The organism is Arsenicicoccus cauae, assembly GCF_009707125.1.
GTDB lineage: Bacteria > Actinomycetota > Actinomycetes > Actinomycetales > Dermatophilaceae > Arsenicicoccus > Arsenicicoccus cauae.
This window is the reverse complement of record NZ_WLVL01000017.1, coordinates 125,679-149,326: the sequence shown is the minus strand read 5'-3', so window position 1 is coordinate 149,326 and position 23,648 is coordinate 125,679. Positions and strand designations below refer to the sequence as shown.

Genomic DNA, 23,648 nt, shown 5'->3' with positions numbered 1-23,648 from the left:
GACGGCAGGGTGGGCAGGTAGCGTCTTGGCCATAGTAGTTCCATCGGCGAAGGAGTGCTGATGAGGGTGCTGGTCACCGGTGCTACCGGATATGTGGGGGGCAGGCTGGTGCCGCGTCTGCTGGATGCCGGCCACGAGGTGAGAACTACGACGAGCAACCTGGCCAAGCCGTCTCCGTGGTGGGCCGATCGGGTCGAGACCGTCGTCATGGACATCACCGACGAGGGCCAGGTCGACAGCGCGGTCGATGTTGTCGACGCCGTCTACTACCTGGTCCACGGGATGGGAGGGGGTGGGGACTTCGCAGAGAAGGACCGGCACGCCGCGCACAACGTCGCCCGGGCGGTGCAGTCTCACAGCGTCAGCCGAGTCGTCTACCTGTCCGGCATCCTGCCTCCCGTGCAGGTCGGGCAGCTGAGTGAGCACCTCGAGTCGCGGCACGAGGTGGAGCAGATCCTTGGCTCCACCCCCGCCACCACCGTCACGTTGCGGGCGGCCGTGGTGATGGGCAGTGGATCCACGTCCTTCGAGATCATCCGACAGGTCAGTGAGCGGCTGCCGATCCACACCGTCCCGTCGTGGATGAACTCGGAGGTCCAGCCCATCGCGGTGGTCGACGCCGTCGAAGCCCTCGTGGGCGCCCTGACCGTGCAGACCTGCACCCGCAGCTATGACATCGGTGGCCCGGACAGGATGTACTACGCGGAGCTGCTCGACCGGTATGCCGGCGTCGCGGGCTTGACGCGTCCACAGGTGCCGGTGCCCCTGGTCCCTGCGGACCTGGTGGGCCTCCTGGTCGGCGCCTTGACCGACGTGCCCACCCCGACCGTGCAGGCCTTGGTGGAGAGCTTGCACCACGACATGGTGTGCCGCGAGGAGGACTTCCGGCGCGACCTCCTCCCCACCGGGTATCACCTGGTCGGGGTGGATGAGGCCATCCGTCGATCGCTGGCCGACCCCCGCACCCACGTCCAGCATGACCCGTCCTCCGCTGACCCCATGGGCCCTATGCCGGACGACCCGTCCTGGGCCGCCGGTGGTGAGGACCAACCACTTCTCGGCAGAGCGCTGGACGCGGTCTACGACGCTCTCGGGCGGGACCCGTCCGCCTGGCGGTGGTGAGCCAGGTGGGTGTGTGCCGGGGCCAGCACATCGTTGCGCTTGCAGCAGAACTCCCTGGTCAGACGGCCTTCTGGATGGTCTGGGAGAGCCCGTCGACCGCCTTATGCAGCTCTTGCTCGATGGAGTCGGACTGCCTGTCGGTCCAGATGCGCACCGTCAGGGTCGAGGCGTTGGCGTCGTCCTCGTCCACGTCCAGCTCGCCGTGGTAGTTGTTGGGGCCCTCGGAGCCCCACTCCACGGTCATGCCATCCGAGCCCACGCGGAACCACGCCGTGCCCTGGACGTCCTTCTCCCCCTCCTCGGCGGTCTCGACGTGGGCCGTGGTGCGGATCGTGTCGCCGTCCAGCTTCTCCACGGACGTGATCTGGGGGAAGTGCTCCGGCAGCTTCTCGACGTCCTTCACGTAGTCGAAGACGTCTTGAGCAGGGCGAGGGATCTGGACACTTCGCTCGTACTGCGACATGACATGCACTCCTAGAAGTCGGAGGCCGGTCAGTAGCTGCCCCTCGGCCCCGAGTCGGCAGGGCCCTTCGGCCCCGTCAGCGCCGCGCCGGCGCCTGCGTCTCACCCTTGCCGCCCTGGCCAGGGACCGCCACCCCAGCGATCACATCCCGCTTCTGCGCCGCGCCGTCCTGGACCACCTCGTCGCATCAACGCATGTGGTTGGCCACGTCGGCACCGCCAGACCGCTGGGGTCTCCCCCACGGCGTGAGACCGCGCGGTTTGACGACCGAGAGCTACACCATGAGCACGAAGCTCGCCAAGTTTGCGCCACTCAAAGCGAAGAGAGCGACCGCGTGGGCCGCGCCCTGCCCTGTCTCGAGGCGGGCGATGGTGTCCTCGACCCAGAAGCCGACACCGGAACGAGCCAGTGATGACCAGGATCGTCAGGGCAAACTTGTTCAGCACCCACCAGTGTTTGATCAGGGGATCGTGCAACTTTGGGGCATCGGCCCGTGGCGCTGCACCCGTGCGGGCTCGTCAGCTGTAGAGCGGCCGGTCCTCGTCCAGGGGGTCCTCGGTCGCCTGGACGTCGGGGTCATGGGTGGCGGGCGACCAGGACGGGTCGCCGTGTAGGACCTGGCCCTCGTCGGTCACGACCGTGAGTCGTTCTCCGTTGCGGAGGTTCTCGGCCATGCTCTCGACCACCGGGCGTGGCTGCTCGATCCCCAGCGACTGCAGACGCTCGGCGAGCAGGTCCGCCACGTCGCCCTCGCGGCCGCCGCGGCCAGACAGCTCGACCAGCGCGGCGACCAGGTGCCGCACGCGCGACTCGTCCAGCTCGGCCAGCAGCGGCGTGCTCAGCGTCAGCACTGCGCCGCGGCCCTCGTGCTCGTGTCCGGTCTCGATCGTGGGCATGCGAACTCCGTCCGGTGCGTGGTGGTCGATGGCCCGTCAGGGAGTCATCTGCAGCCCACTCTACGCACTATTTCGACAGTGGAAAGACTTGCCAGCGCCTTGACCGGGGCCGGCGGAGCGCGAGCCCGCGAGGCTAGTCCTCCTTGGCCGCGTCGGTCAGCTCGCGCATGCGCTCCTCGGCAGCGTTGCCCTGCGGGCCCTCCTGCTCCTGCCCCTGCTCCTGCTCTTGGTTCTCACGGTTGACGTCGGACCGCTCGTTGCTGTCGCGGTCGAGGCCGGTGTGACCCTCGTCGGACTGTGCCGTCACGTCATACGTCCTTTCCTCGGGCGAGGCGCGCCCGGCGCGAGGGCCTGCGCGCCCACCGGGGGTGGGTGGTGCGCCACTGTAACCACGTCGACCCGCGCCGTGCAGGGCCGGCGAGCGGCTGAGCCGAAGTCGGCGGCACCGGTCAGGGCGTGACCAGACGCTGCAGCGCTCGCGCCGCGATCGGCAGGTATGCCGCCACGACGAGCCCGGGCCCCTCCACGCTCAGCCCGGTCGAGGTGCCGCAGTCGCGCGCGCCGGTCACGGTGTGCTCGAGATGTAGCCGGACCGGGCCCGTGCGCACCGTCCACGACCACGAGCGGGCGGCCTCGTCGACCTCGGTGACGACGAACCGAGCTCGCACCACGTGCAGCGCAGTGACCGTCCCGGTCGTGCCCGCCCTGATGACGGGCGTCGAGGCCTGCACCCCCGTGAGGTGGGGCGCCCACTGCGTCCACCGCGTCGGCGTGGAATACCTCTCCCACACCACCTCCGGCGCCGCGGCCCCGGTGGCGCGGCAGGACCGCCGTGTGGCCCAGATCGTTGCCGCCATACGCATCCAGCCTCTCGAGGGGTGGCCGCTGCTGCCCGAGGGTACCTTCACGCCATGACCACCTATGAGTCGACGACGACCATCGATGTCCCCGCTGCCGAGCTGTTCGCCTACCTGTCCGATGTGGACAACCTGCCCACCTACTTCCCCCGCGTGACCTCCGCCATGCGCACCGAGGGCGACAAGGTCACCGTCACGGCCCGCATCGAGCACGACGGCGAGCAGCGTGACGTCGAGGGCGAGGCGTGGATCAAGGTCGAGCAGGCCGACAAGACCCTCACGTGGGGCTCGCAGGGCCCCAACAACTACACCGGGCAGGTCGATCTCGACCCCATCCACGACAGCTCGTGCTCCGCCACGGTCCGCATCAGCACCGACCGCCAGGGCGACCGCATCCAGGACGGCGTCGACGAGGCGGTGGCCGGGATCAAGGAGGCCGCCGAGAAGGCGCACGCCTGATCGGTCGCCGTGACCGTGGTGAGCGCGACGACCACAGCCATGAGCATCACGACGGCGCCCGCCAACGAGGTGCCCTGCTCGGCCCTCGACGCGATCTTCGGCACGCGTGGCGGCGCGGCCGAGTGCCGTTGCCAGCGCTACCGGCTCGCGCGCGGCGAGGCCTTCGGCAACACGCCGGTCGAGGTCCGCGCGGAGCGGTTGCGGGAGCAGGCGGCGTGCGGCGACGCCGACTCCCCCCGCACCAGCGGCCTGGTCGCGCACCTCGACGGCGAGCCGGCCGGGTGGTGCGCGGTGGCCCCGCGCTCGGCATACGAAGGTCTGGTCCGCAACGCCAACCGGACCGCCTGGCGCGGTCGCCACGAGGACCGGCTGGACCCGGACGTGTGGGCGATCACCTGCCTGCTCACCCGCCCGGGGATGCGAGGTCAGGGGGTGGCGCGGGCGCTCGCGGCCGCCGCCGTCCCGCACGCCCGCTCGGGAGGGGCGCGGCGGCTCGAGGCCTACCCCATCACGGTGCCGGACGCGACGTGGGGCGAGGAGCACCCCGGCCCGCTGTCGGTCTACCTCGACGGGGGCTTCGAGGTGGTCCACCGCCCCTCGAAGCGCCGCGCCGTCGTCGCGATCGACCTGTGAGCCCACGCCAGACGATCGCGGCCCACGGACCCCTCACTGGTCGGGCCGGCTCGACCGCGCGAACCGGGCGGCCTTGACTCTGTCGGGGAGGAGCCGGTCGCGCAGGGCGCCGCGCACGGTCCTGGCGTCGCCGCCGACGACGTGGTTTTTGCCGGCGAGCAGCGCGTCGATGCCCTTGGTGGCGACCAGGACTGGATCGTTCTTCCAGTCGTTGGAGCCGAACTTCGTGTTGCCCATCCCGGCCGTGCTGTGGAACTCCGTCGCCGTCGCGCCGGGCAGCAGCACGGTGACGCTGACGCCGTACTCCTTCAGCTCCTCGCGCAGGCCCTGCCCGAAGCTGTTCATGAACGCCCGCGTGGGTCCGTAGATCGACTCGTACGGAGTCGGCGTCAGGGCCGACAGGGAGGACGTGATCAGGATCCGGCCGTGCCGCTGCGCGGCCATCAGTCGGGTCACCCGCTTGGCCAGCATCACCTGACCGGTGCCGTTGAGCGCGAGCATGTGCAGCTCGTCGTCCAAGTCGGTGTCGAGGAAGGCGCCGCCCAGGCTCTTGCCAGCGTTCAGCGCCGCCACGTCCAGCGGGCGCCCCAGGCTCTCGAAGCGCTCCCAGAGCTCCTCCACGCCCGCCGCCGTGCTGAGGTCCACGCGCACCGGCGTCACCGAGACGGTGGGCAGGCGCTCGGGAAGGGTGTCGATGCGGTCGCTGGCGCCGACCCCCACGATGTCGTAGCCGCGGGCCGCCAGCCCCTTGGCCAGCTCGAAGCAGATGCCCGCGGAGGCCCCGGTCACCAGGGCCAGCGAGCATGCGTCACCAGTCGTCATGTCTCTCCTCCAGGGGCTGTCGAGCGGCCGAGGTCGTTGGGGGCGGACCACGTCCGAGACGTGGTCGACCACTCCCGACGGTGGCCCGTCACGCCTTCTGGCGCAAGCCGAGGGCCCCCGCGGCGCGACGGGACCGTGAACCGGCCCCCGTCAGGGTGTCGTATCCGGCGTCCGGCGTTCGTGAAGATGATGAGTCCCCGACGGGGGAACATCGATCTACCGAAGGAGCCAGAGGTGACGCAGTACCTGATCTCGTTCAACGACGAGTGGGTGGCCCCCCACACGCCGGAGCAGCTGCAGGAGAAGTCCGTCGCCGGGATGACGGTGATCCGGGACATGGAGGAGGCGGGGGTCTTCGTCTTCGGCGACGGTGGTCTCGACGCCTCGAGCGTCCTGTGCCACGTCGAGGCCCGCGCCGGGGAGCCCGCCTTCACCGACGGGCCGTATGCCGAGTCCAAGGAGCACCTCGGCGGTTTCACCGTCGTGGAGGTGGCCGACGACGAGGCCGCCCGCTACTGGGCGGGACGGCTCGCGGTCGCGCTCGACTGGCCGCAGGAGGTCCGCCGGTTCCCCGCCCCCATCGGCGCGGCAGCAGACCGCGCAGCCCACACCACCAAGGAGAAGTGACATGCCCCGCTACCTGCTGTCCGTCCACGGTCCCGCCGAGCGCGGCGACTTCGGCGACTACGAGTCCAAGGAGGCGATGCTCGAGGCGTTCGCCGACACCGGCGCGTTCAACGACATGCTCCAGCGCGAGGGCCACCTCGTCTTCGCCGACGGCCTGGAGCCCGTGGCCACCGCCACCACCGTCGACGGCCAGGGCGACGAGCCGATCCTCACGGACGGCCCCTACCTCGAGGCCAAGGAGTACCTCGGCGGCTTCTGGGTGATCGACGCCCGCGACCTCGACGAAGCCCTGGCGCTCGCGGCCCAGGGGTCCAAGGCCTGCCGCGGCAAGGTCGAGGTGCGCCCCTTCCAGACCGAGGAGTCCGTCCGGGAGATGCTCGGCGAGTGACCGGCTCACCCGTCGAGGAGGCGATCACCCGCACCCACCGCGAGGAGTGGGCGCGGGTGGTCGCCTCCCTCGCGCGCCGCTTCGGTGACCTCGACCTCGCGGAGGAGGCGGCGGCCGACGCCTGGGTCGCGGCGGTCGAGCGGTGGCCCCGGGACGGCATACCGCCCAACCCCGGAGGCTGGCTCACCACCACCGCCACCCGCCGGGCCATCGACCGGCTGCGGCGCGAGCTGAAGCGCGACGCGAAGCAGGAGGCGGCGTCCCTGCTGGTCGACGACAGCCCGCTCGCCCCGACCGGCCCGGTGCAGGACGACCGGCTGCGGCTGCTCTTCACCTGCTGCCACCCGGCGCTCGCCCTGGAAGCCCGAGTCGCCTTGACGCTGAGGCTGATCGGCGGTCTCACGGTCGCCGAGATCGCTCGCGCCTTCCTCGTGCAGGAGACGACGATGGCGCAACGGATCACGCGCGCCAAGGCCAAGATCAAGGCCGCGCACATCCCCTACCGCGTCCCGTCGGAGACCGACGTGCGGGCGCGCCTGGCCGGGGTGCTGGCGGTGGTCTTCCTGATCTTCAACGAGGGCTATCTCGCGACGTATGGCGACGAACCCCTCCGTGCCGACCTCTCCGACGAGGCGATCCGGTTCGGGCGGCTGCTGCACGCGCTGCTCCCGGACGACGGGGAGGTCACCGGGCTGCTCGCCCTCATGCTGCTGACCGACGCCCGCCGCGCCGCTCGCGTCGACGACGGTGGGGAGCTGGTGACCCTAGGGGAGCAGGAACGCGCGCGGTGGGACGCCGCGCTGATCCGCGAGGGGCACGTGCTCGTGCGCGAGTGCGTCGACGCGGTGGCGGCGGGAGGGGCGCCGCCTGGCCGCTATCAGCTGCTGGCGGCGATCAACGCCGTTCACACGCAGGCGCGTTCGGCGAGTGCGACCGACTGGGGGCAGGTGGTCACGCTATACGACCGGCTGGTGGCGCTGGACCCCTCGCCGATCGTCCGGCTCAACCGAGCGGTCGCCGTGGCCGAGCGGTATGGCGCCGCCCGGGGCCTCGCCGAGGTGGACGAGGTGGCCGCGGCCCTCGTCGGCTACCACGCCTTGCACGCCACCCGCGCCGACCTGCTGCGGCGGCTCGGACGCGAGGGGGAGGCACGGGCGGCCTACGACCGGGCGCTCGCGCTGACCGACAACCCGGCCGAGCAGGCCTACCTCGCCCGCCGCCGCGCCGACCTGGTCGGCTGAGCAGCCGGCGCGGGTGGTTACCTCTCGACCGCCCCGCCCGTCATCCCCCTGACGATGCCGACGGAGGAAGGTGGGGACATGGATGACGGGGCCGCAGAGCTCGGTGAGCAGGGAGGCGAGGACCTCCTCGCCGCGGCGTTCGACGCGCACCGGGGCCGGCTCGAGGCGGTCGCGGTGCGGATGCTCGGGTCACGCGCCTACGCCGAGGACGCCCTGCAGGAGGCGTGGTTGCGGCTGTCGCGGCAGGAGGCCGGGAGCATCGACAACCTCGGGGGCTGGCTGACCACGGTCGTCGGTCGTGTCTGCATCGACGTCCTGCGGTCCCGTGCGAGCCGGGGCGGGTCGGCATACGACCTGCACACCCTGCCGCTCGTCGTGGTCGAGGACGAGGGCCCGGCCCCGGAGGAGGAGGCGGTCCTCGCGGAGGCCGTCGGGCTGGCGATGCTCGTCGTGCTGCAGACCCTCACCCCGGCGGAGCGGCTGGCGTTCGTGCTGCACGACATGTTCGCGGTGCCGTTCGCCGACATCGGACAGATCCTCGGCCGGTCCACGGACGCCACCAAGATGCTGGCCAGCCGGGCCCGGCGCAAGGTCCGGCGGACGGAGGCGCCGGGCGACGGGCAGGCGGAGCGAGCGGTCATCACGGCCCTCCTCGCGGCGGCGCGGGAGGGTGACTTCGACCGGCTGCTCACGCTCCTGGACCCCGAGGTCACGCTGCGGGTCGAGGGGCCGCGCGGCACCAGCGTGCGCATCGGCGCGACGGACGTCGCGACCTCCGCCGAGCGCCATGCCCGCGGGCGCGCGGCGATCTCCCCGGCGACGGTCGACGGCCTGCCCGGGGTGGTGTTCCGCAGCAGGGACGGCAGGGCGTTCGCCGTGCTCGGGGTCTCCGTCGTGGACGGGCGCATCGCGGCGATCGTGGCGGTCAACGACCGCGTCCGGGTGCGGCCGGCGGCGTGCGAGACCGGCGGCCGGCGGGATGACGGTGTGACGTCGGCCGCCGGGCCCCCAGATCGCGATCATCAACGCCTTCAACCGGTTCAACGTGATGACCCGGCAGCAGGGCGGGCACTACGAGGTGGGCCAGTTGGCCTGAGTCACTGCGTGGCCGCGGCTCCGGATCACCAGCTGAGCAGCGTGGGGGCGGGGAGGTCGGCGAAGGCGGCGTCGACGCTGACCAGCGTCGCACCCTCGTGGATGGCGACGCTGGCCAGGAGCCGGTCGAAGGGGTCCCGGTGGGGCCAGGACATGCTGCCGGCCGTGATGGCGTGCTGGCCGGTCAGCGGCACCTCGACGGCTCCCATGTCGTCCAGGCGGCGGGGCCAGGCCTGGACGAGGCCGACGTCGGGGAGCTTGCCGAGCCGTGTCTTGGTGGCGATCTCCATCGCGGACACCGCAGACACCAGCAGGTCCACGGCCGGGTCGGCGAGGACCTCACGGACGCGGGCCGGAACGCGCTCCGGCTGCCCCAGCAGCCAGAGCATGACGTGCGTGTCGAGCAGGTACCTCACTCCCACGCCGCCAGATCCTCCTCGCTCAGCGGCGCGTCGAAGTCGTCCGGCACCTCGAACCGCATCGCCCCGAACGTCCGCGGCGATGGCGCGACCGCGGGCACCAGCCGGGCCACCGGCTGCTTGCCCCGCAGGATGGTGACCTCGTGCCCTGCCTCCACCTCGACGAGGATGCGCGAGAGGTGGGTCTTGGCGGACTGCACCGTGTGAGTGCTCATGCACCTAGTCTGGTTGACTAGGTTTGGTTGGTCAACCTCTGTCCTCGTCGGGCGCCAGAGTGAGGTCCGGTGGAGACTGCGATGACGGAGTGTGGCGGCGCGCGCGTGGAGGAGAGCTGATGCGCATCTATGGATTCACGGAGTATGGCGGGCCGGAGGTCGAGGGGTTCCTGGACGCCCCGGACCCGGTGGCCTCGACGCGGGCCGTGCTCGTCCGGATGCGTGCCGCCGGGCTGAACCCCGCCGACCTCAAGGTCCGCAGCGGGCAGCGCCAGGGCACGGTCGAGGTGCGCTTCCCGATGGCCCTGGGTCGTGAGGCCGCGGGGGCCGTGGTGCGGGACCCGTCGGGGAGGTTCCGCGCGGGTGAGCTCGTGTTCGGTTCGTGCGCATCGGGATCCGGGGCGCTGGGTGACCTGGTCCTGCTCGTCGTCGAGCAGACGGCGCGAGTGCCGGAGGGGGCGACCCCTGAGCAGGCGGCGTGCATCCCCGTCGCTATCGAGACGGCCTGGGACGCCCTCGCCGAGCTCGAGGTCGGGCCAGGGGACACGGTGCTGATCCTCGGGGCAGGCGGTGGCGTGGGGGTGCATGCGGTGCAGCTCGCACGCCACCTGGGCGCCCGCGTCATCGGGGTCGCCGGCGCGGGCAAGGCCGAGCTCGTCGCGAGCGCGGGTGCGGAGCACGTCCCCTCCGGGCCCGGGTGGAACGAGGCGGTGGCAGCGCTGGCCCCTGAGGGCGTCGACGCCGTGATCGATGCGGTCGGTGGGGACACGGTGCGCGAGGCGGCGACCCTGCTCCGCGACCCGGGGCAGATCCGCAGCTCGGCGGCACCCGCGCTCGCGTCCGAGCTCGGCGGGTCAGGAATCACGCGTCGCCGCGACGCCGGCGTGTATGCCGAGCTTGCCGAGCTGGTGGCGCGCGGCGTCATACAACCCGTCATCCACACGACCTATCCGCTGTCCGAGGCGGCGGCAGCCGTGGCCACGGTCGCGAGCGGGCATGCCACCGGCAAGACCGTCATCACCGCCGCGACGACCCACGATCTCTCGTGGAGAGGCGACAAACGGGGTTATGACGGTCGCATAACCCCAATCCGTCGCTTCTCAATGATGAGGGCCGCGGTCAGTCCGCGAAGGCTGACCAGCAGATGTCGTCGCGGCGGCCCTGGTCCTCGAGGACGAGCTGCCGCACCGGCGGCGGGAGCTGGTCGCGCTGCCAGTCCCGCTCGGCGCGGCCCGCGCCCGGGTCGTCGGGGCGCGCGGCACGAATCGCCTTGATGGCGTAGGCCGCCGCCCCGAGGTCGTGCTCGGCGACGTGGGGGACGCAGGCGGCCTGGCCCGCGGCATACGCCGCGAAGCGCGCTGCTCCCCTGAGTGGTCGCGCCGCTCCCATGGCGTGCCCACCGAGGGCGCGCGCCTGCATCATGGGCAGCTCGCCGCGCGCCCATCGGCGGGCGGCGTCGATCGCCTCCCGCGGTCGCGGGTCGTCGGGCCGCTGCGCCTCGAAGAGGGGCAGGACGTGCTCGGCGCAGGTCGCGGCCCAGAGGGCGAGGAGCTGGTGGTCGTCGTCGGTGAGGGTGCCACCGCGGCGGATGGTCACCATGCGCGGGTCGCGGACGGCGGGGAGGATCACCGGTCGTCACCGCAGCGGGCGCGAGGGCGCGTCACATCGCCAGCCGCCCGTCGACAACGACGATCGTGTCGCCGCCGATCCAGATCTCCTGGCCGTCGTCGTGCACGTGCACCCGTCCGCGGCGCCCGATCTGGCTGCCCTGCGCGACGACATACGACTGGGGCACCTCCTCGCGCTCGCGGAGCCACTGCGCGAGCGCGCCGTTGAGGCTCCCGGTGACCGGGTCCTCGTATGTCGGCCCGAAACCCCTGACCTCATAGGCGCACTCGCCTCCCGGTGCCTCCAGGCCGATGACCCCGATGCGCAGGTCGCCCCGATCAGCCTGGGGGTGCAGGGAGCGGACCGCGTCGGCGTCGCGCAGCTGCACCAACCGCCACTGCGGGCCGTTGGCACCCCAGGCGTGGGCGACGATCTCGGTCGGGTCGATCGCGAGAGCCGTTGCGACGGTGGCCACCTCGTCGTCGGTTAGCGGCCCGGTGCGCGTCCGCGGTGGCGTGGCGAAGGCCAGCCGGTCCTCCTCCAGGCGCACCGGGACCAGCCCCGCGTCGCACTCCTGGACCAGCCGGCCGGGCGTCCTGGGCGTGCCGCCGAGCTCCAGCCAGGCGCGGGCCGACCCGATGGTCGGGTGCCCGGCGAAGGGGTACTTCTGACTGGGGGTGAAGATGCGGATGCGGTAGTCGGCCTGCGAGCTCGTCGGCGGGAGCAGGTAGGTCGTCTCGGAGAAGTTCGTCCACGCCGCGAGGCGCTGCATCTGCTCGGTGGTGAGTCCGTCAGCGTCGGCGACCACGGCGAGCGGGTTGCCGGTGAGCCGGCCGGAGCTGAACACGTCGACCTCGAGGAACCGTCGCATCATGCGGCTCATTGTCCTGCAGGTCGCCGGGCCGGTCGCGTCAGGAGCGCAGGACCTTGTCCATCGCCTTGCCCCTGGCCAGCTCGTCCACCAGCTTGTCGAGGTAGCGGATCTGCTGCATGAGCGGGTCGTCCACGTCCTCGACGCGGACGCCGCACACGACCCCCTTGATCAGCCGGGCGTCGGGGTTGAGGCGCGCGTCCGCGAAGAAGTCCGCGAAGGTCGTGCCCGACTCCAGGTGTCGGGTGAGCTCGGCCTGGTCGAAGCCCGTGAGCCATCGGATGACCTCGTCGAGCTCGGCCGTGGTGCGCCCCTTCTTCTCGACCTTGGTGACGTAGTGGGGATAGACCGAGGCGACGCTGGTGGTGAAGATGCGACTCATGGTCCAGGAGGCTAGCCGCTCCTGCTCCTGGTCCTGCATCAGATGCGATAGCATCAGATGCATGCGAACCACCCTGAGCATCGACGACGATGTGCTCTCAGCCGTCAAGGAGCGGGCACGCAGCGAGGGGCGCACCGCAGGGGAGGTGCTGTCGGCGCTCGCTCGGCAGGCACTGACCAGCTCATCTCGTCCTGTCTCGAACCGCCGCAACGGATTTCCCATCCTGCCGGCCCGAGGGGTCACCGTGTCCGACGCCGCCGTCGACCGCATGCGTGACGAGGAGGGCGTGTGAGCCGCTCGCTCCTCGACGTGAATGTCCTGATCGCCCTGATGGACCCCGACCACGTCGCCCACGAGCGCGTCCATGACTGGGCCGCGGGCGGTCTCGAGGATGGGTGGGCGACGTGTTCGTTGACCCAGAACGGTTTTGTCCGTGTCATCAGTCAGCCGCGCTATCCCAGCCCCGTGCCGGTGGCGGCTGCGGTCGAGCTGCTTGCCGGAGCGACGGCGGACCCTCGGCATGAGTTCTGGTCGTGCGAGATCGAGCTGACCGACGCGTCGATCACTTCCTCACGGCTCGTGGGACACCGACAGATCACGGACGTGTACCTCCTGGCCCTCGCTGTCGCCCAGCAGGGCTCGCTGGTGACCTTGGACGGGCGGATAGACCTCACGACGGTGGACGGCGCCGACGACCGCAACCTGGTGGCGCTGTGACGCGAGTTGAGGTCATGCGGGGGCCACGGAGTCGGTGATGTCTCGCGACTGCCGACGCCCGCCGAGACGCGTCGACGCCCTGGCCGGCACGATGGACGGGTGCCGGACGTCATCGCTGATCTCGCCGCGACCATCGACTCCACCTGCCGCCTCAGCGGGCAGTTCACGCTGCGCAGCGGTCTGACGGCGACCGAGTAACGGTCCACCCCTGCGCCCACGAATCCGCCTCCCACTGCTCGTCACTCACGCAGGCGAGGTCGTCTATCAGGGCGCGTCGCTCGGCATGGACCAATGCCCAGGTGTCGGTCTGGCTCCAGCCTGTCGTCCTCCGGCAGCGACGACAAGCCTCATGCCGTATGCCGTCTGCCGCCTGCCCTCGGCGCCGCGAGGTGACTCGGACCTGGAGGTGCTCGCGGCCAGGCGCGGGTGGGCGTGGTGGGTGGTGTGCGGGGTGGAAGTGACTGTGTGTCATGGGTTTTGGACGGGTGGGTGTGCGGCGCGGGGTCGCTCGGGCGCACCGCGTCAATGTCCGCGCGACCAGGTGACTCGATCTGTTGTTCCCAACGCGTGTTCGATAGAATCGGGGCCATGTCCTACCTCGAGGTGACCGCCGCGACCGAGGCCCTGCCGGGCCTGGTCGAGGTGGTGCGCACCCTGGTCGAGGGCATGGACCACGTGCAGACCCAGGACCTGGGACAGGTCGCCGCGCAGGCCGGGGCGCTGCTGACCGCGGCGCGGGGCCTGGTCCTGTCGTGCGCGGCCGAGGCCACGACCCGCGGCAGCGTCCGCGAGTCCGGGTCGGGGTCGACCGCGCACTGGTTGACCGACCAGGGCACGGGCCTGACCCGGGTCGACTCGTTCGTGATACGGCGGGCGTTGCTGGCGTGCGACGCGCCGGCGCTGGCCGGGCTGCGTGAGGGCTTGCTGTCCGGGCGGGTCACCCCGACCGACGCGGTGCACGCCGCGCGGGTGCACGCCGAGCTGGTCGGGGCGCTAGACCCGGCGTTCCACGAGCAGGTCGCGGCCGGGGTCGCGGACCTGGCCGGGCGGGTGGACGCGCGCGCGGAGCTGGACGGGTTCCGCACGACGATGTTGGCGCGGTACGCCACGGTCGCCGACCAGGACCGGCGGGACGCGCACGAGCAGTCCCGGCGGGGGATGTCGACGTTCACTCCGACCGGGGACGGGTTGTGGGCCTTCCGCGGGATCGTCGGGGATGTCGACAAGGCGCGCCTCGCCGCGGCGCTGACCGCGTTCAGCGCCCCGCAGGCCGCCACGTTGCCGGATGGGAGCGTGGTCCGCGACGAGCGGACCGCGGCGCAGCGCCGCCTGGACGCGTTGTTGACGATCACCATGATCGCGGCGTCGGCGGCCACGCGCGGCCCGATGGGCGCGACCGCGCGGGTGTCGCTGGTGCTGACCCCGGCCGCGTTGCTGCTGCCGTGCGAGCACCGCGCCAAGGACGCGTTCGGGATCTGGCGGGCCGTCCCGGGGCAGGAGTGCGACTGCCCGCTGCCCGACGCGACCCGCGACGACCTCGGCGCGGTGCTGGGGCCGCGCGCGGCGCGGGAGTTGACCTGCGGCGCGGACCTGACCCCGGTGTGGCTCGACCCGCTCGGGCGGCCGGTCGACGTGGGCCGCACCACCCGGTTGGCGACCGCGCGGCAACGACGAGCGTTGGAGGTCCGCGACGGCGGGTGCAGCTTCCCCGGGTGCGACGCCCCCGCGTCCTGGTGCCAGGCCCACCACATCACCCACTGGGCCGACGGCGGCGCCACCGACGTCGACAACCTGGCCCTGCTGTGCGGGCACCACCACCGGTACATCCACACCCACCACATCACCGGCCGCGTCACCCCCGACCAGTCCCACGTCCACTGGGACGTGATCCACACCTGGACCGGCTGGCACCCCGCCCCACCCCCCAACCCCGGCGCCGACCCACCCGGCGGGCACCCCACACCACCACCAGACAGCGACCCACCGGACAGGCACGCCCTCACCGCCTGACCACCAAGACCACCCACCCCGACACACCCGCCCACCCGGACAGCCACCCCAGGCTGCTCGGGCAGAGGCGCGTCATGGGTGCTGGTGCTCGTGGCCGGCGCCGTCGCCCGGGTCGTGAGCGCCCGCCGCCGTCCTCGCTGAGCGACGGGTGCGGCGGGCGCTCACGGCATACGGCGATCTCGTCAGCTCCCGGCGCGCTCGGCCCCCGTCCGCACCAGGGCCGCGGTCTGCGCGACGATCACGCGCCGCCACGCGTCGAAGGTCGGGTCGCTCGGCGCGAACCGGTTGCCCTCGTCGAAGTGCTGCATGATCGGCGTGTGGATGTGCCCGGCGGGGATGTCACGTCCGAGTCGGTCGCGCAGCAGCGTGTTGCGGTAGCCCGACTCGTTGGACAGGTAGGTGCCACCGCCCCCGGCGTACGCGCACGACCCCTGCGAGGGAGGGGTGCCCGGCTGGGAGGGCTGCATCCCGCCGTCGGGCGCCGCGTTGCGCGTGACGCGCTCGGGGGAGTCGCAGCGCGGGAACTCCGTGAAGCTGGTGTTGCGGATCACCGGGAAACCCTGACCGGCGGTCCACGGCGCGCCCGGCGGAGGTGTCAGGTTGGCGCCAGTCCCGCCGTCGATCATGCGCTGGAAGGGCAAGGACGCCGTCGTCCACTGCGGCGGGTCGAACAGGTCGAAGACGCGCGGGTTGCCCCAGCGCGCCGGCGGCTGCGTGTTGCAGCCGGGGTTGTTGATCGCCAGCTGCGGGACGCCGCCCACCGGCCGGCAGGGCCAGCTGCCGTCGTTGCCGGCGGAGACGCCGTGGTAGCGGCCGTTCCACACCTCGAGGTCGAACCGACCCTCGCGCCCCTGGCTCATGGTGAACGACGAGGTGAGGGCCCGCGGGCCCGGCTTCATGTGCGGGCCGACGGTGTCCTCGATCCACCCGGCCGCGAACTCCGTGTAGTTGACCGGAAGGACGTAGGCGTGCACCACCTGGCGACGGCCGTCCGCCCCGACGCGGGTCGTGCCGTCGATGGCGAGAGCCGTTGCGCCCGAGGGGTTCCCGTGGCGGATGTTGTTGCCGGCAGCGCCCGGCGCGTCACCGGCGTCGCCGCCGTCGAGCGTGTAGGGGTCGAAGCCGCTGGCGAGGACCCGCGCAACCCGCGGGCCGGCGGGGTAGGAGATGTCCGTCATGCCGCGGGAGGCCTTCTCGAAGGTCTCGATGATCTGCTCGCGCTCGGCCGCCGTGATGCCGCCGCGAGGGCGCCACTGCCGCAGCGCCGCCGTCACCTGCAGGCGGGTCCAGTAGAGCGGCCGGTCGTCGCTGCGCGGCAGGCTGCCCCGGACGGCGCCCGTGGACTGCACGCGCCGGACGGCGGCCTGCCACAGCGCGCGGCCCTCCTGCTCGGCGAGCCTGCGCGCCGCCCGGGCGTCGCGGGTGCGGCACAGGCGGTCGACGACCTGGGGAGCCACACGCTCGAAGCCCCCACCGGCGATCATTTCCTGCGCGAACGGCATACGGCTCAGTCGAGACGGTGCAGCGGGGTCGGGCATCCGCGCGGCGAGGCGCTGCTCCTCGACGGTGAGGGGGACGTTGCGGTCGAGGCAGCCGGCGGACAGGGCGGCGGTGGGGCCGGGGCGGGACGTGGCAGGAGCGGTGGAGCCGACGGGGGTGGCCTGCGCGTATGGCGCCAGGGCGGTCGCCCCCAGCGCGGCCACGGACAGGGCTGCGGCGGCGCGATTCTCGAGGGTGCGGCGGTGCGACATGGGAGTCTCCTTGGCTCGTCGTCGAGTTCGCGTGATCGTGTCACCGCGGGGGAGGGCCCGGCAAGGCCGTGTCCGAAACGACTCATTCGTTTCAGCAGCTGAGTGCTGGGACCGGCTGGCGACGGACCGGGTTCGCCCCTCGTCTGCCGTCTGCCGCGCCGTGGTACGTAGTCGAGGAGGTCTTCGCGCGCCTGTTCGGGGTCCGCGACACCAGAGCCTCGCACCTGGATCCCGAGGTCGGTCGGATCCTGCGGACCCCGGTCGAGCTGCGCGAAGCCGTCTACCAGCTCGCGACGCTGATCGGCTTCCCGTGCGCGGTCAACGCCATCCGCCTCCTCGGCGAGCACCTCCGCGACCAGGAGCGGGAGCAGGAGCGGGAGCAGGAATGACGGCCGGAGGGGGTCAGCGGCGCCGCAGGAACTCCGCGGCGCGGGCGATGTAGCCGGGCCGATCCTCGAAGTAGGCGCCGCAGTGCTCGACGCCCTCCACGATCCGCAGCTCGCAGCCCTCGCCGGCCGCCTCCGCGAGACGGTGGGCGTGCTCGACGGGGATGACGGAGTCGTCGGTGCCGTGGACGAGGAGCAGCGGTCGCGGCGCGATCGCCGCGACGACCTCGACGGGCTCGACCTCGTGGAACCGGTAGCCGTAGCGCAGGTGCGTCGCGCGATCCACCAGGTCCACCAGGGGCATCGGCGGCAGCCGCAGCCCGCGCGCCGCCGCCGCGACCACCCCACGCACGTCGGCGAAGGAGGAGTCGGCGATGACACGGGCGACCCGCTCGTCCCGCGCAGCCACGAGGATGGACACGGCGGCACCCATCGAGAAGCCGACGACGTCGATCTCCGCGTCGGGGCGCCGCTCGGCCACCAGGTCGATCGCCGCCTCGAGGTCGCGCTGCTCGTAGTGCGCCAAGGACTGCGGCCCGTCGGCGGACGCCCCGTTGCCGCGGAAGTCGAACATCAGGACCGTGAAGCCTGCCCGCCACAGCCCCGGCCCGATGCCGAGCATGTCGGCCTTGTTGCCGCGATGGCCGTGGCAGACGATGACGACCTGCTCCGAGCCCGGCCGGTCGAGCCACCACCCGGCGAGTCGTATGCCGTCCGCCGCCGTGAACGTCACGTCCTCGGAGTCGACCCCCACCTCGAACGGCGTGAACCCGTAGTCGAGCGCCGGCCGCTGGGGTCCGCTGATCTGTCGGGCGGCGAGCAGGGCGCCGACCCCCAGGCCGGCGACCGCGCCGACACCGAGGGCCGCGAGGCCGGTCGTGGTGCGCATGCGCTCACCCTAGTGGCGCATGGGGAGTCATCGAGGGGCCGTTGGCACATGCTCTGCGTGCTGGTGCTGCCCCCGCGCTCGCGACAGCAGAGCCGCGGAGTGCTCCGACACGATGCTGTCGGCGCGTCGAGCCAGCTGGGCGCCCTCTTGCGTCTGCAGGACGAGGACGCGTCGGCGATCTCCGTCGGTGGCGCGGCGGTGCACCAGACCACGGTCCACCAGGGAGTCGACCAGGCGTGTGGTGGTGGCCGCGGGTGCACCCAGACCCTCGCCCAGGTCAGTCATCGTGACGCCGGAGAGCGGGTCGAGGCGCCGGAGTGTGCGCCACTGGTCGACCGTCAGGCCCAGGTCGGGCTCGAGGATGCTGGACAGGTCTCTGGTCAACGAGCGGGCCGCCGTCAGCAGGTCATCCACGGGGCACGGCCGGTCGGGCATCGCCATGGGTCCTTTCTGACGTCAGTCGTCCGACCATACTTGACCCGATGCCTGACTCTCCTCTGATCGTGGACTACCTCGACTCGCTCGTCCTCGGGCCGTCGGGGGAGTTCCGCGTGGCCCTGGCCCTGCCCCGGTCCGGGGCCCTGGGGCTGGCCCGGCCGGCCGCCCTGGCTGCGTCCCTCCTGGCGGCCGAGGAGATCAACGACGCGGGCGGAGTCCGGGGCCGTCGGCTCACGGTGACGCTCGTGGATGCCGGTCAGTCGCCGGCAGGCAGCGCCCGGGAGCTGGGCCGGCTGGTCGACGCGGGGTCTGTCGACGCCGTCGTCGGCTTCCACACGAGCGATGTCCACCGGGCCCTCGAACCGGTCGCCTCCGGCCGCGTTCCCTACGTCTTTGCCGCCCCGCACGAGGGCGGGTCCAGGCTGCCGGGGGTGGGGCTGATCGGCCCTGACCCCCGCCGCCAGCTGGCCGCTCCGGTCCGATCCCTCGTGGACGCGGGTCTTCGGAGCTGGGCACTGGTGGGTAATGACTACATCTGGCCGCAGGCGGTGCACCGGATGGCGACCCGGCTCGTGCGGGAGGCGGGCGGCGTGGTGCGCGGCTCGACCCTGGTGCCGCTCGGGGAGGTCGACGGCGAGCGTCTCGTCGACTGGCTGGGCGGCATCCGGGTGGACGTCGTCCTGCTCTCGCTGGTGGGGCGCGATCTCGCGCACTTCAACCGGGCGTTCGCCGGGTCGCGGCTGCTGGGCAAGGTCGTCAGGGTGTCGGGCTCGCTGGACGAGGTGGGTCTCCTCGAGGTGGGAGGTGACGGCAGCGGAGAGCTGTATGCCGCGATGGACTGGTACGTCGGTGACAGTGCCGACGGGTTCGCGGCACGCTACGCGGCTCGCTGGGGGGCTGCCGCGCCGCAGCTGGGTGTCTACGCGCGCGGGTGCTACGACGCGCTCCACTCCGTGTCGTCGGCAGCTCGAGCGGGCGGCCTGTCCGCCATACGACCCGGCGCCGGTCTGCCGCCTCTGCCGGCTCGCCCCTCGAGGCTGGCGTGCGCGGACGGGCTGGACCTCGTCCCTGTCGCCTCCGTCTGACCGAGATCTGAGAAGGCCTTGCCGCTTTGGTGGACCCGGCCGGATGATCCTTCCATCTGGAATCGTTCCATCTGACACTAGGAGTGGCCGTGAGCACCACATCCACGCCCTCGCACGACCACCACGGCCAGCACACGCTGGAGGAGTTCGGCTACAAGCAGGAGCTGCACCGGTCCCTGACCTTCACCGACCTGCTCGTCTACGGCCTCATCTTCATGGTGCCGATCGCGCCGTTCGGCATCTTCGGCAGCGTCTACCAGTCCTCGGGCGGGATGGTCGCGCTGACCTATGCCATCGGCATGCTCGCCATGATGCTCACCGCGAACTCCTACGCCCAGATGGTGCAGGCGTTCCCGATGGCCGGCTCCGTCTACACGTATGCCGGACGCGGGTTCCGTCCGTGGGTGGGCTTCCTCACCGGGTGGGTCATCCTGCTGGACTACGTGCTGATCCCCGCCCTGCTCTATCTCGTGGCGAGCGTCGCCATGAGCTCGATCGTGCCGGGCATCCCCGTGCCCGTGTGGCTCGTGGCCTTCATCGTGCTCAACACGATCGTGAACTACATGGGCATCGAGATGACCGCCAAGGTCAACAAGGTCATGCTGCTCGCCGAGCTCGTGGTGCTGGGGATCTTCCTGGTCATCGGTCTCGTGGCGGTGGCCCAGGGCAAGGGCAACGGGTTCAGCCTGGACGCGTTCTTCAACCCCGGCACCTTCACCTGGCCCCTCGTCCTGGGAGCCGTCTCTGTGGCCGTCCTGTCCTTCCTCGGGTTCGACGGCATCTCGATGCTCGCCGAGGAGAACCGCGAGGGCACCAGGACCATCGGGCGCGCCATGGTCGCCGCGCTGCTGCTCGCGGGCACGCTCTTCATCGTCCAGACCTGGGTCGCCAGCATGCTGGTACCGGACGCTCCGGCCCTGCTGGCCAACGGTGATCCGGACGGCACCGCGTTCTACGACGCGGCCCGGGTCGGTGGTGGCGCCTGGCTGGCCACCCTCACCGCGATCGCCACAGCGATCGCCTGGGGTTTCGCCAACTCCCTGGTCGCGCAGGCGGCCACGTCCAGGCTGCTCTACGCGATGGCGCGTGACCGCCAGCTGCCGTCCTTCCTCGCCGTGGTGAGCAAGCGGCACGGGGTTCCGGTCAACGCCACCTTCGTCACGGCTGCCGTGTCCCTGGTCGTCGGGCTGTACATGGCCGCGCGGGACGACGGGATCACGCTCCTCAGCACCCTGGTCAACTTCGGCGCCCTGTCGGCCTTCCTCGTGCTGCACCTGGCCGTGATCAACCACTTCGTCCGTCGCCAGGGCAGCCGCGACTGGCTGCGGCACCTGGTCTACCCGCTGATCGGCTTCGGGATCCTGCTCTTCGTGGTGATCAATGCGAAGGTGGCCGCGCAGGTCCTGGCCTTCGTGTGGCTGGCCATCGGCGTCGTCATCCTGCTCGTCTTCAAGTCCCGCAACCGAGAGCCGCAGCTGGCCGGCATGGAGGATTCGTGATGACCGAGGTGTTCTCGCTCGAGCCCACCGCTGACAACGTCGCCTACACCTTCGGGGGCCATGCCCCGCGGTTGCGGGTGCCCGCCGGGTCGATCGTCCAGGTCGACACCGAGGACTGCTTCGGCGGACGCATCCGCACCACGGAGGACCTGCCCTCGCAGGTGTGCGACCTCGCCCACCTCAACCCGGTGACCGGGCCGATCCATGTCGAGGGGGCCGAGCCCGGCGACACGCTGGCGGTGCACTTCGCCGAGATCCGACCCCGTCGTGACTGGGCCGTGTCGTCGACCTTCCCGCACTTCGGTGCGCTGACCTCGACCGGCACCACGGCGATGCTGCACGACGCGCTCGAGGAGCGAGTCTGGGTCTACGACGTGGACACCACCCGCGGCGTATGCCGCTACCAGGCCCGGCGCAGCGACTTCAGCGTCGAGCTGCCCCTGGACCCGTTCCACGGGACGGTGGGCGTGGCGCCGGCGGCCGGGGAACGCACGATGTCCATCACGCCCGCCGCGCACGGCGGCAACATGGACACCCCCGAGCTGCGGTCCGGCACGACGGTCTATCTCCCTGTCAACGAACCAGGCGCGCTGCTCGCCATCGGCGACGGGCACTGCCGACAGGGCGAGGGCGAGGTGTGCGGGACGGCCGTCGAGGCGGCCATGTCCACGACGATCGTGGTCGACGTCATCAAGGGGAGCCCGCTGTCGTGGCCGCGCCTGCAGGACGACACCTTCATCATGTCCACGGGCTCCACGAAGCCCCTGGAGGACGCCTTCCGGGTGAGCCAGCGCGACATGGTGCTCTGGGTCTGCGAGCTGACCGGCCTGGACCTGCTCGATGCACTCCAGCTGGTCAGTCAGGCGGGCCTGGCGCCCGCGGGCAATGTCGTGGACACCAACTACACGATGGTCGCGAAGATGCCCACGCAGCTGCTGGGTGGCGGTGCAGCAGTCTTCGACGGAGTCCATGCACGTCTCGCGGACGTGGCGCGCCAGCACCTCGCGCACCGATGACAGGAGACGCTCGCGCGAGCGCCAGACGGTGATCGCGCTTGACCTCCCGGGCCTCTCGCCATGCGTGGCGGTGTCGAGATCGGGTGAGTCTGGTGATGGCCTACCCATCGCAAACTCGCCCGATCTCGAGCATCGGTGGATCGGTGCTGAGGTGATCGCCGAGCACATGACCCGCGCGACCTCCGCCGGCCCCTTCTGCCTCGCTGCCTGAGCAGCGTCAGGCCTGGTCATCCGTGCGGGCCGTGACGAGGGCATCCACCACGCCGTAGTCCAGCGCACCCTCGGGCGGTGGGGACGGAAGGGTTTGCAGGGTCGTTGGGGGTTGCGGGGTGTGGGTCGCAGCAGTGAATGGCGTGGTTGTTGCTACGGTACGTGGCCTACTGAGGCTGTGCGCGGGTCGGTGACTCAGGACCCGATGACGAGGGTGCTGGCGGCCGCTTCGATGACGTCGTCGGTGATCGTGGCGAGCTCGTTGATCTTGAGGACGCGTTGGATCTGTGGGAGCAGTCGTTCGAGGAGCCGGAAGTTGCCGCGGGTGATGCGTTGGACTACGGCGATGGCTTGGCTGTCGGTGTAGTCGTCGGGGTCGAGGTGGTGGCCGAGTCGTTGCCAGTGTCGGTCGAGGACGAAGGGGAGTTCGTCGTTACTGGGTGGCGGTACTGGTGGGCGAATCCGAGGCGGCTGTAGAGCTGGGGGTAGCGGCTGAAGCGTTTGTCGAGGCCGGGCATGCCGATGAGGATGATCGCCAGGTTGGTGCGATCGTGCCGGTCGCGGAGCAGCTCGAGGGCGGTGGCGTTGAGGCGCTCGGCTTCGTCGACCATGAGCATCTGGACGTGGTCGCTGTCGTTGCCACGGTGGTGGATGTCGGTGTCGTTGCGGCGTAGGTGTTGTCCGATGCAGATCCCGACCCTGCTGATGAGGTGATCGAGATCGGCTTCGACGGCTCTCCCCCACCGAGTCCTACGACCCGGCACGGGAATGTGCGCTCTTCGACCATCTGGATCGGATCACCCGGGAGCTCGACCTCCCGCACCCGCCCCATCCTGATCTGCCGCTGGCGGCGCGTGACAGATGTGTCATGCCGAAAGTCGGATGTGCCGACAGGGCGTGAAGGGCAGTGTCGTCAGCTGGCGAGAATCGCCATGTAGTGGACGTCAATCCGCTGGTCGTCGAAGCGCAGCGCCTCGCGGCCGGTGCCTTCGTGGACGAAGCCGACCTTCTCGTAGACGTGGCGGGCGCGCGGGTTGAAGTCGTAGACCTCGAGGGTGATGCGGTGCACGCCCATCGTCGTCAGGCCGTGCTCGAGGATGAGCCGCGTGGCCTCCGTGCCGAGCCCGCGGCCTCGGCCGGCCGCGCCGATGAAGGTGCGGAAGTCGCAGGACTCGTTGTCCTCGTCCCACTCGTTGAGGACGACCTCGCCGACGAGGTCACCCGTCGCGTTGTCGATGACGGCCAGGACGAGCCGGTCATCGGCGACGGCCCAGGCTCCGTAGATCTCGCGCAGTCGCTCGATCGGCATCCCTGCGGGCTTCTCGGTGCTGGAGTGCACCGAACCGGTCAGCCGCGCGATCTCGTCGTCGGTGCGGATGATCGCGTCGATGAGGTCAGCGTCCTCCGCACGGATAGGGCGCAGCGTCACCAGCTCGCCTCGCAGGGTCGGCTTGTCCGTGAACGGGGTCGTCTCCATGCCAGCACCATCAGGGCTCGGCATTGCTTCGGTCAACGCAGTTGCGGGGTGTGTCGTCGGGGCCGGGGCGAT

27 protein-coding genes and 3 pseudogenes are annotated in these 23,648 nt (G+C 71.4%); 15 read left to right on the top strand and 15 right to left on the bottom strand.

The genetic code is table 11. The annotated features are described in order from the left end of the window. Nucleotides 1-60: 60 nt before the first annotated feature. Nucleotides 61-1,122 carry an NAD(P)H-binding protein gene (locus tag GGG17_RS04215; protein ID WP_154592518.1) on the top strand — a complete coding sequence of 354 codons (1,062 nt, stop codon included), beginning with the start codon at nucleotides 61-63 and terminating at the stop codon, nucleotides 1,120-1,122. Between the two features lie 58 nt (nucleotides 1,123-1,180). Here GGG17_RS04215 and GGG17_RS04210 read toward each other — a convergent pair whose 3' ends face one another. The 4 genes from GGG17_RS04210 to GGG17_RS04195 all read right to left on the bottom strand — a co-directional run bounded on the left by GGG17_RS04210 (nucleotide 1,181) and on the right by GGG17_RS04195 (nucleotide 3,338). Then, nucleotides 1,181-1,585 (bottom strand): SRPBCC family protein, encoded by a 405-nt coding sequence (locus tag GGG17_RS04210; RefSeq protein WP_154592517.1) that lies wholly within the window; start codon nucleotides 1,583-1,585, stop codon nucleotides 1,181-1,183. A 518-nt stretch (nucleotides 1,586-2,103) separates the two neighbouring features. Then, nucleotides 2,104-2,481 carry a hypothetical protein gene (locus GGG17_RS04205; protein ID WP_154592516.1) on the bottom strand — a complete coding sequence of 126 codons (378 nt, stop codon included), beginning with the start codon at nucleotides 2,479-2,481 and terminating at the stop codon, nucleotides 2,104-2,106. Nucleotides 2,482-2,614: 133 nt separating this feature from the next. Next, entirely contained in the window at nucleotides 2,615-2,788 is a 174-nt protein-coding gene (locus tag GGG17_RS04200) for a hypothetical protein (protein ID WP_154592515.1), read from the bottom strand. A gap of 142 nt (nucleotides 2,789-2,930) precedes the next feature. Further along, on the bottom strand, nucleotides 2,931-3,338 hold the full coding sequence (locus GGG17_RS04195) for an SRPBCC family protein (RefSeq protein WP_154592514.1): 408 nt from the start codon (nucleotides 3,336-3,338) through the stop codon (nucleotides 2,931-2,933). 54 nt (nucleotides 3,339-3,392) lie between these two features. On the opposite strand from GGG17_RS04195, the gene GGG17_RS04190 reads away from it, so the two are divergent. Further along, entirely contained in the window at nucleotides 3,393-3,797 is a 405-nt protein-coding gene (locus GGG17_RS04190) for an SRPBCC family protein (RefSeq protein WP_154592513.1), read from the top strand. Between the two features lie 39 nt (nucleotides 3,798-3,836). Beyond that, nucleotides 3,837-4,430, top strand: a complete 594-nt coding sequence (locus GGG17_RS04185; protein ID WP_154592512.1) for a GNAT family N-acetyltransferase — start codon at nucleotides 3,837-3,839, stop codon at nucleotides 4,428-4,430. A gap of 33 nt (nucleotides 4,431-4,463) precedes the next feature. On the opposite strand, the gene GGG17_RS04180 is transcribed toward GGG17_RS04185, so the two are convergent. Then, on the bottom strand, nucleotides 4,464-5,252 hold the full coding sequence (locus GGG17_RS04180; protein WP_154592511.1) for an SDR family NAD(P)-dependent oxidoreductase: 789 nt from the start codon (nucleotides 5,250-5,252) through the stop codon (nucleotides 4,464-4,466). Between the two features lie 234 nt (nucleotides 5,253-5,486). Between GGG17_RS04180 and GGG17_RS04175 the strand changes: the two genes are divergently transcribed. From GGG17_RS04175 to GGG17_RS16265, 4 genes and pseudogenes are all read left to right on the top strand, one after another. Continuing rightward, nucleotides 5,487-5,879 (top strand): YciI family protein, encoded by a 393-nt coding sequence (locus tag GGG17_RS04175; protein ID WP_288798490.1) that lies wholly within the window; start codon nucleotides 5,487-5,489, stop codon nucleotides 5,877-5,879. 1 nt (nucleotide 5,880) lies between these two features. After that, complete coding sequence (locus tag GGG17_RS04170; protein WP_154592509.1) at nucleotides 5,881-6,267, top strand: YciI family protein; 387 nt, start codon at nucleotides 5,881-5,883, stop codon at nucleotides 6,265-6,267. Then, complete coding sequence (locus tag GGG17_RS04165; protein ID WP_288798491.1) at nucleotides 6,264-7,508, top strand: RNA polymerase sigma factor; 1,245 nt, start codon at nucleotides 6,264-6,266, stop codon at nucleotides 7,506-7,508. Before GGG17_RS04170 ends, GGG17_RS04165 begins: the two co-directional genes overlap by 4 nt. 54 nt (nucleotides 7,509-7,562) lie before the next feature. Then, nucleotides 7,563-8,096, top strand: a pseudogene (locus GGG17_RS16265) (sigma-70 family RNA polymerase sigma factor); the annotation flags it as partial. A gap of 533 nt (nucleotides 8,097-8,629) precedes the next feature. Here GGG17_RS16265 and GGG17_RS04155 read toward each other — a convergent pair. Both GGG17_RS04155 and GGG17_RS04150 read right to left on the bottom strand, forming a co-directional pair. Beyond that, nucleotides 8,630-9,025 carry a type II toxin-antitoxin system VapC family toxin gene (locus GGG17_RS04155; protein WP_288798492.1) on the bottom strand — a complete coding sequence of 132 codons (396 nt, stop codon included), beginning with the start codon at nucleotides 9,023-9,025 and terminating at the stop codon, nucleotides 8,630-8,632. Then, nucleotides 9,016-9,237 carry a type II toxin-antitoxin system Phd/YefM family antitoxin gene (locus GGG17_RS04150; RefSeq protein ID WP_154592507.1) on the bottom strand — a complete coding sequence of 74 codons (222 nt, stop codon included), beginning with the start codon at nucleotides 9,235-9,237 and terminating at the stop codon, nucleotides 9,016-9,018. Before GGG17_RS04150 ends, GGG17_RS04155 begins: the two co-directional genes overlap by 10 nt. A gap of 119 nt (nucleotides 9,238-9,356) precedes the next feature. On the opposite strand from GGG17_RS04150, the pseudogene GGG17_RS04145 reads away from it, so the two are divergent. Next, nucleotides 9,357-10,244 (top strand): annotated as a pseudogene (locus GGG17_RS04145) (NADP-dependent oxidoreductase); the annotation flags it as partial. 112 nt (nucleotides 10,245-10,356) lie between these two features. Here GGG17_RS04145 and GGG17_RS04140 read toward each other — a convergent pair. From GGG17_RS04140 to GGG17_RS04130, 3 genes are read right to left on the bottom strand one after another with little or no spacing between them, the layout of a single operon-like run. Further along, entirely contained in the window at nucleotides 10,357-10,866 is a 510-nt protein-coding gene (locus tag GGG17_RS04140) for a putative immunity protein (protein WP_288799779.1), read from the bottom strand. A gap of 31 nt (nucleotides 10,867-10,897) precedes the next feature. After that, complete coding sequence (locus GGG17_RS04135) at nucleotides 10,898-11,719, bottom strand: PhzF family protein (protein ID WP_154592506.1); 822 nt, start codon at nucleotides 11,717-11,719, stop codon at nucleotides 10,898-10,900. A 37-nt stretch (nucleotides 11,720-11,756) separates the two neighbouring features. After that, nucleotides 11,757-12,098, bottom strand: coding sequence for a DUF2200 domain-containing protein (locus tag GGG17_RS04130; protein WP_154592505.1), 342 nt, complete (start codon nucleotides 12,096-12,098; stop codon nucleotides 11,757-11,759). A gap of 61 nt (nucleotides 12,099-12,159) precedes the next feature. Between GGG17_RS04130 and GGG17_RS04125 the strand changes: the two genes are divergently transcribed. The 3 genes from GGG17_RS04125 (at nucleotide 12,160) to GGG17_RS04115 (ending at nucleotide 14,825) form a co-directional block, all read left to right on the top strand. Then, a complete protein-coding gene (locus GGG17_RS04125; protein WP_154592504.1) occupies nucleotides 12,160-12,390 on the top strand; it encodes a ribbon-helix-helix protein, CopG family in 231 nt (76 codons plus the stop codon). Continuing rightward, on the top strand, nucleotides 12,387-12,815 hold the full coding sequence (locus tag GGG17_RS04120; RefSeq protein ID WP_311966405.1) for a TA system VapC family ribonuclease toxin: 429 nt from the start codon (nucleotides 12,387-12,389) through the stop codon (nucleotides 12,813-12,815). Before GGG17_RS04125 ends, GGG17_RS04120 begins: the two co-directional genes overlap by 4 nt. 588 nt (nucleotides 12,816-13,403) lie before the next feature. Next, nucleotides 13,404-14,825, top strand: a complete 1,422-nt coding sequence (locus GGG17_RS04115) for an HNH endonuclease signature motif containing protein (RefSeq protein ID WP_154592503.1) — start codon at nucleotides 13,404-13,406, stop codon at nucleotides 14,823-14,825. Nucleotides 14,826-15,007: 182 nt separating this feature from the next. Here the strand turns inward: GGG17_RS04115 and GGG17_RS04110 are convergent, their stop codons facing one another. Then, a complete protein-coding gene (locus GGG17_RS04110) occupies nucleotides 15,008-16,576 on the bottom strand; it encodes a PA0049 C-terminal domain-containing protein (RefSeq protein WP_154592502.1) in 1,569 nt (522 codons plus the stop codon). Nucleotides 16,577-16,644: 68 nt separating this feature from the next. On the opposite strand from GGG17_RS04110, the gene GGG17_RS04105 reads away from it, so the two are divergent. Further along, nucleotides 16,645-16,965 (top strand): carboxymuconolactone decarboxylase family protein, encoded by a 321-nt coding sequence (locus GGG17_RS04105; RefSeq protein WP_154592501.1) that lies wholly within the window; start codon nucleotides 16,645-16,647, stop codon nucleotides 16,963-16,965. 13 nt (nucleotides 16,966-16,978) lie between these two features. On the opposite strand, the gene GGG17_RS04100 is transcribed toward GGG17_RS04105, so the two are convergent. Together GGG17_RS04100 and GGG17_RS04095 are read right to left on the bottom strand one after the other, a co-directional pair. Next, on the bottom strand, nucleotides 16,979-17,851 hold the full coding sequence (locus GGG17_RS04100) for an alpha/beta hydrolase (protein ID WP_154592500.1): 873 nt from the start codon (nucleotides 17,849-17,851) through the stop codon (nucleotides 16,979-16,981). A gap of 27 nt (nucleotides 17,852-17,878) precedes the next feature. Beyond that, nucleotides 17,879-18,292, bottom strand: a complete 414-nt coding sequence (locus tag GGG17_RS04095) for a MarR family winged helix-turn-helix transcriptional regulator (RefSeq protein WP_154592499.1) — start codon at nucleotides 18,290-18,292, stop codon at nucleotides 17,879-17,881. Between the two features lie 41 nt (nucleotides 18,293-18,333). Between GGG17_RS04095 and GGG17_RS04090 the strand changes: the two genes are divergently transcribed. The 3 genes from GGG17_RS04090 to GGG17_RS04080 all read left to right on the top strand — a co-directional run bounded on the left by GGG17_RS04090 (nucleotide 18,334) and on the right by GGG17_RS04080 (nucleotide 21,889). After that, a complete protein-coding gene (locus tag GGG17_RS04090; RefSeq protein ID WP_154592498.1) occupies nucleotides 18,334-19,374 on the top strand; it encodes an ABC transporter substrate-binding protein in 1,041 nt (346 codons plus the stop codon). A gap of 89 nt (nucleotides 19,375-19,463) precedes the next feature. Then, nucleotides 19,464-20,873 (top strand): APC family permease, encoded by a 1,410-nt coding sequence (locus GGG17_RS04085; RefSeq protein ID WP_311966404.1) that lies wholly within the window; start codon nucleotides 19,464-19,466, stop codon nucleotides 20,871-20,873. Next, nucleotides 20,873-21,889 carry an acetamidase/formamidase family protein gene (locus tag GGG17_RS04080; RefSeq protein ID WP_154592497.1) on the top strand — a complete coding sequence of 339 codons (1,017 nt, stop codon included), beginning with the start codon at nucleotides 20,873-20,875 and terminating at the stop codon, nucleotides 21,887-21,889. Before GGG17_RS04085 ends, GGG17_RS04080 begins: the two co-directional genes overlap by 1 nt. A gap of 405 nt (nucleotides 21,890-22,294) precedes the next feature. Here the strand turns inward: GGG17_RS04080 and GGG17_RS04075 are convergent. Continuing rightward, nucleotides 22,295-22,836: pseudogene (locus GGG17_RS04075) on the bottom strand (AAA family ATPase); the annotation flags it as partial. Nucleotides 22,837-23,012: 176 nt separating this feature from the next. Further along, on the bottom strand, nucleotides 23,013-23,576 hold the full coding sequence (locus GGG17_RS04070) for a GNAT family N-acetyltransferase (RefSeq protein ID WP_154592496.1): 564 nt from the start codon (nucleotides 23,574-23,576) through the stop codon (nucleotides 23,013-23,015). Nucleotides 23,577-23,648: the final 72 nt, after the last annotated feature.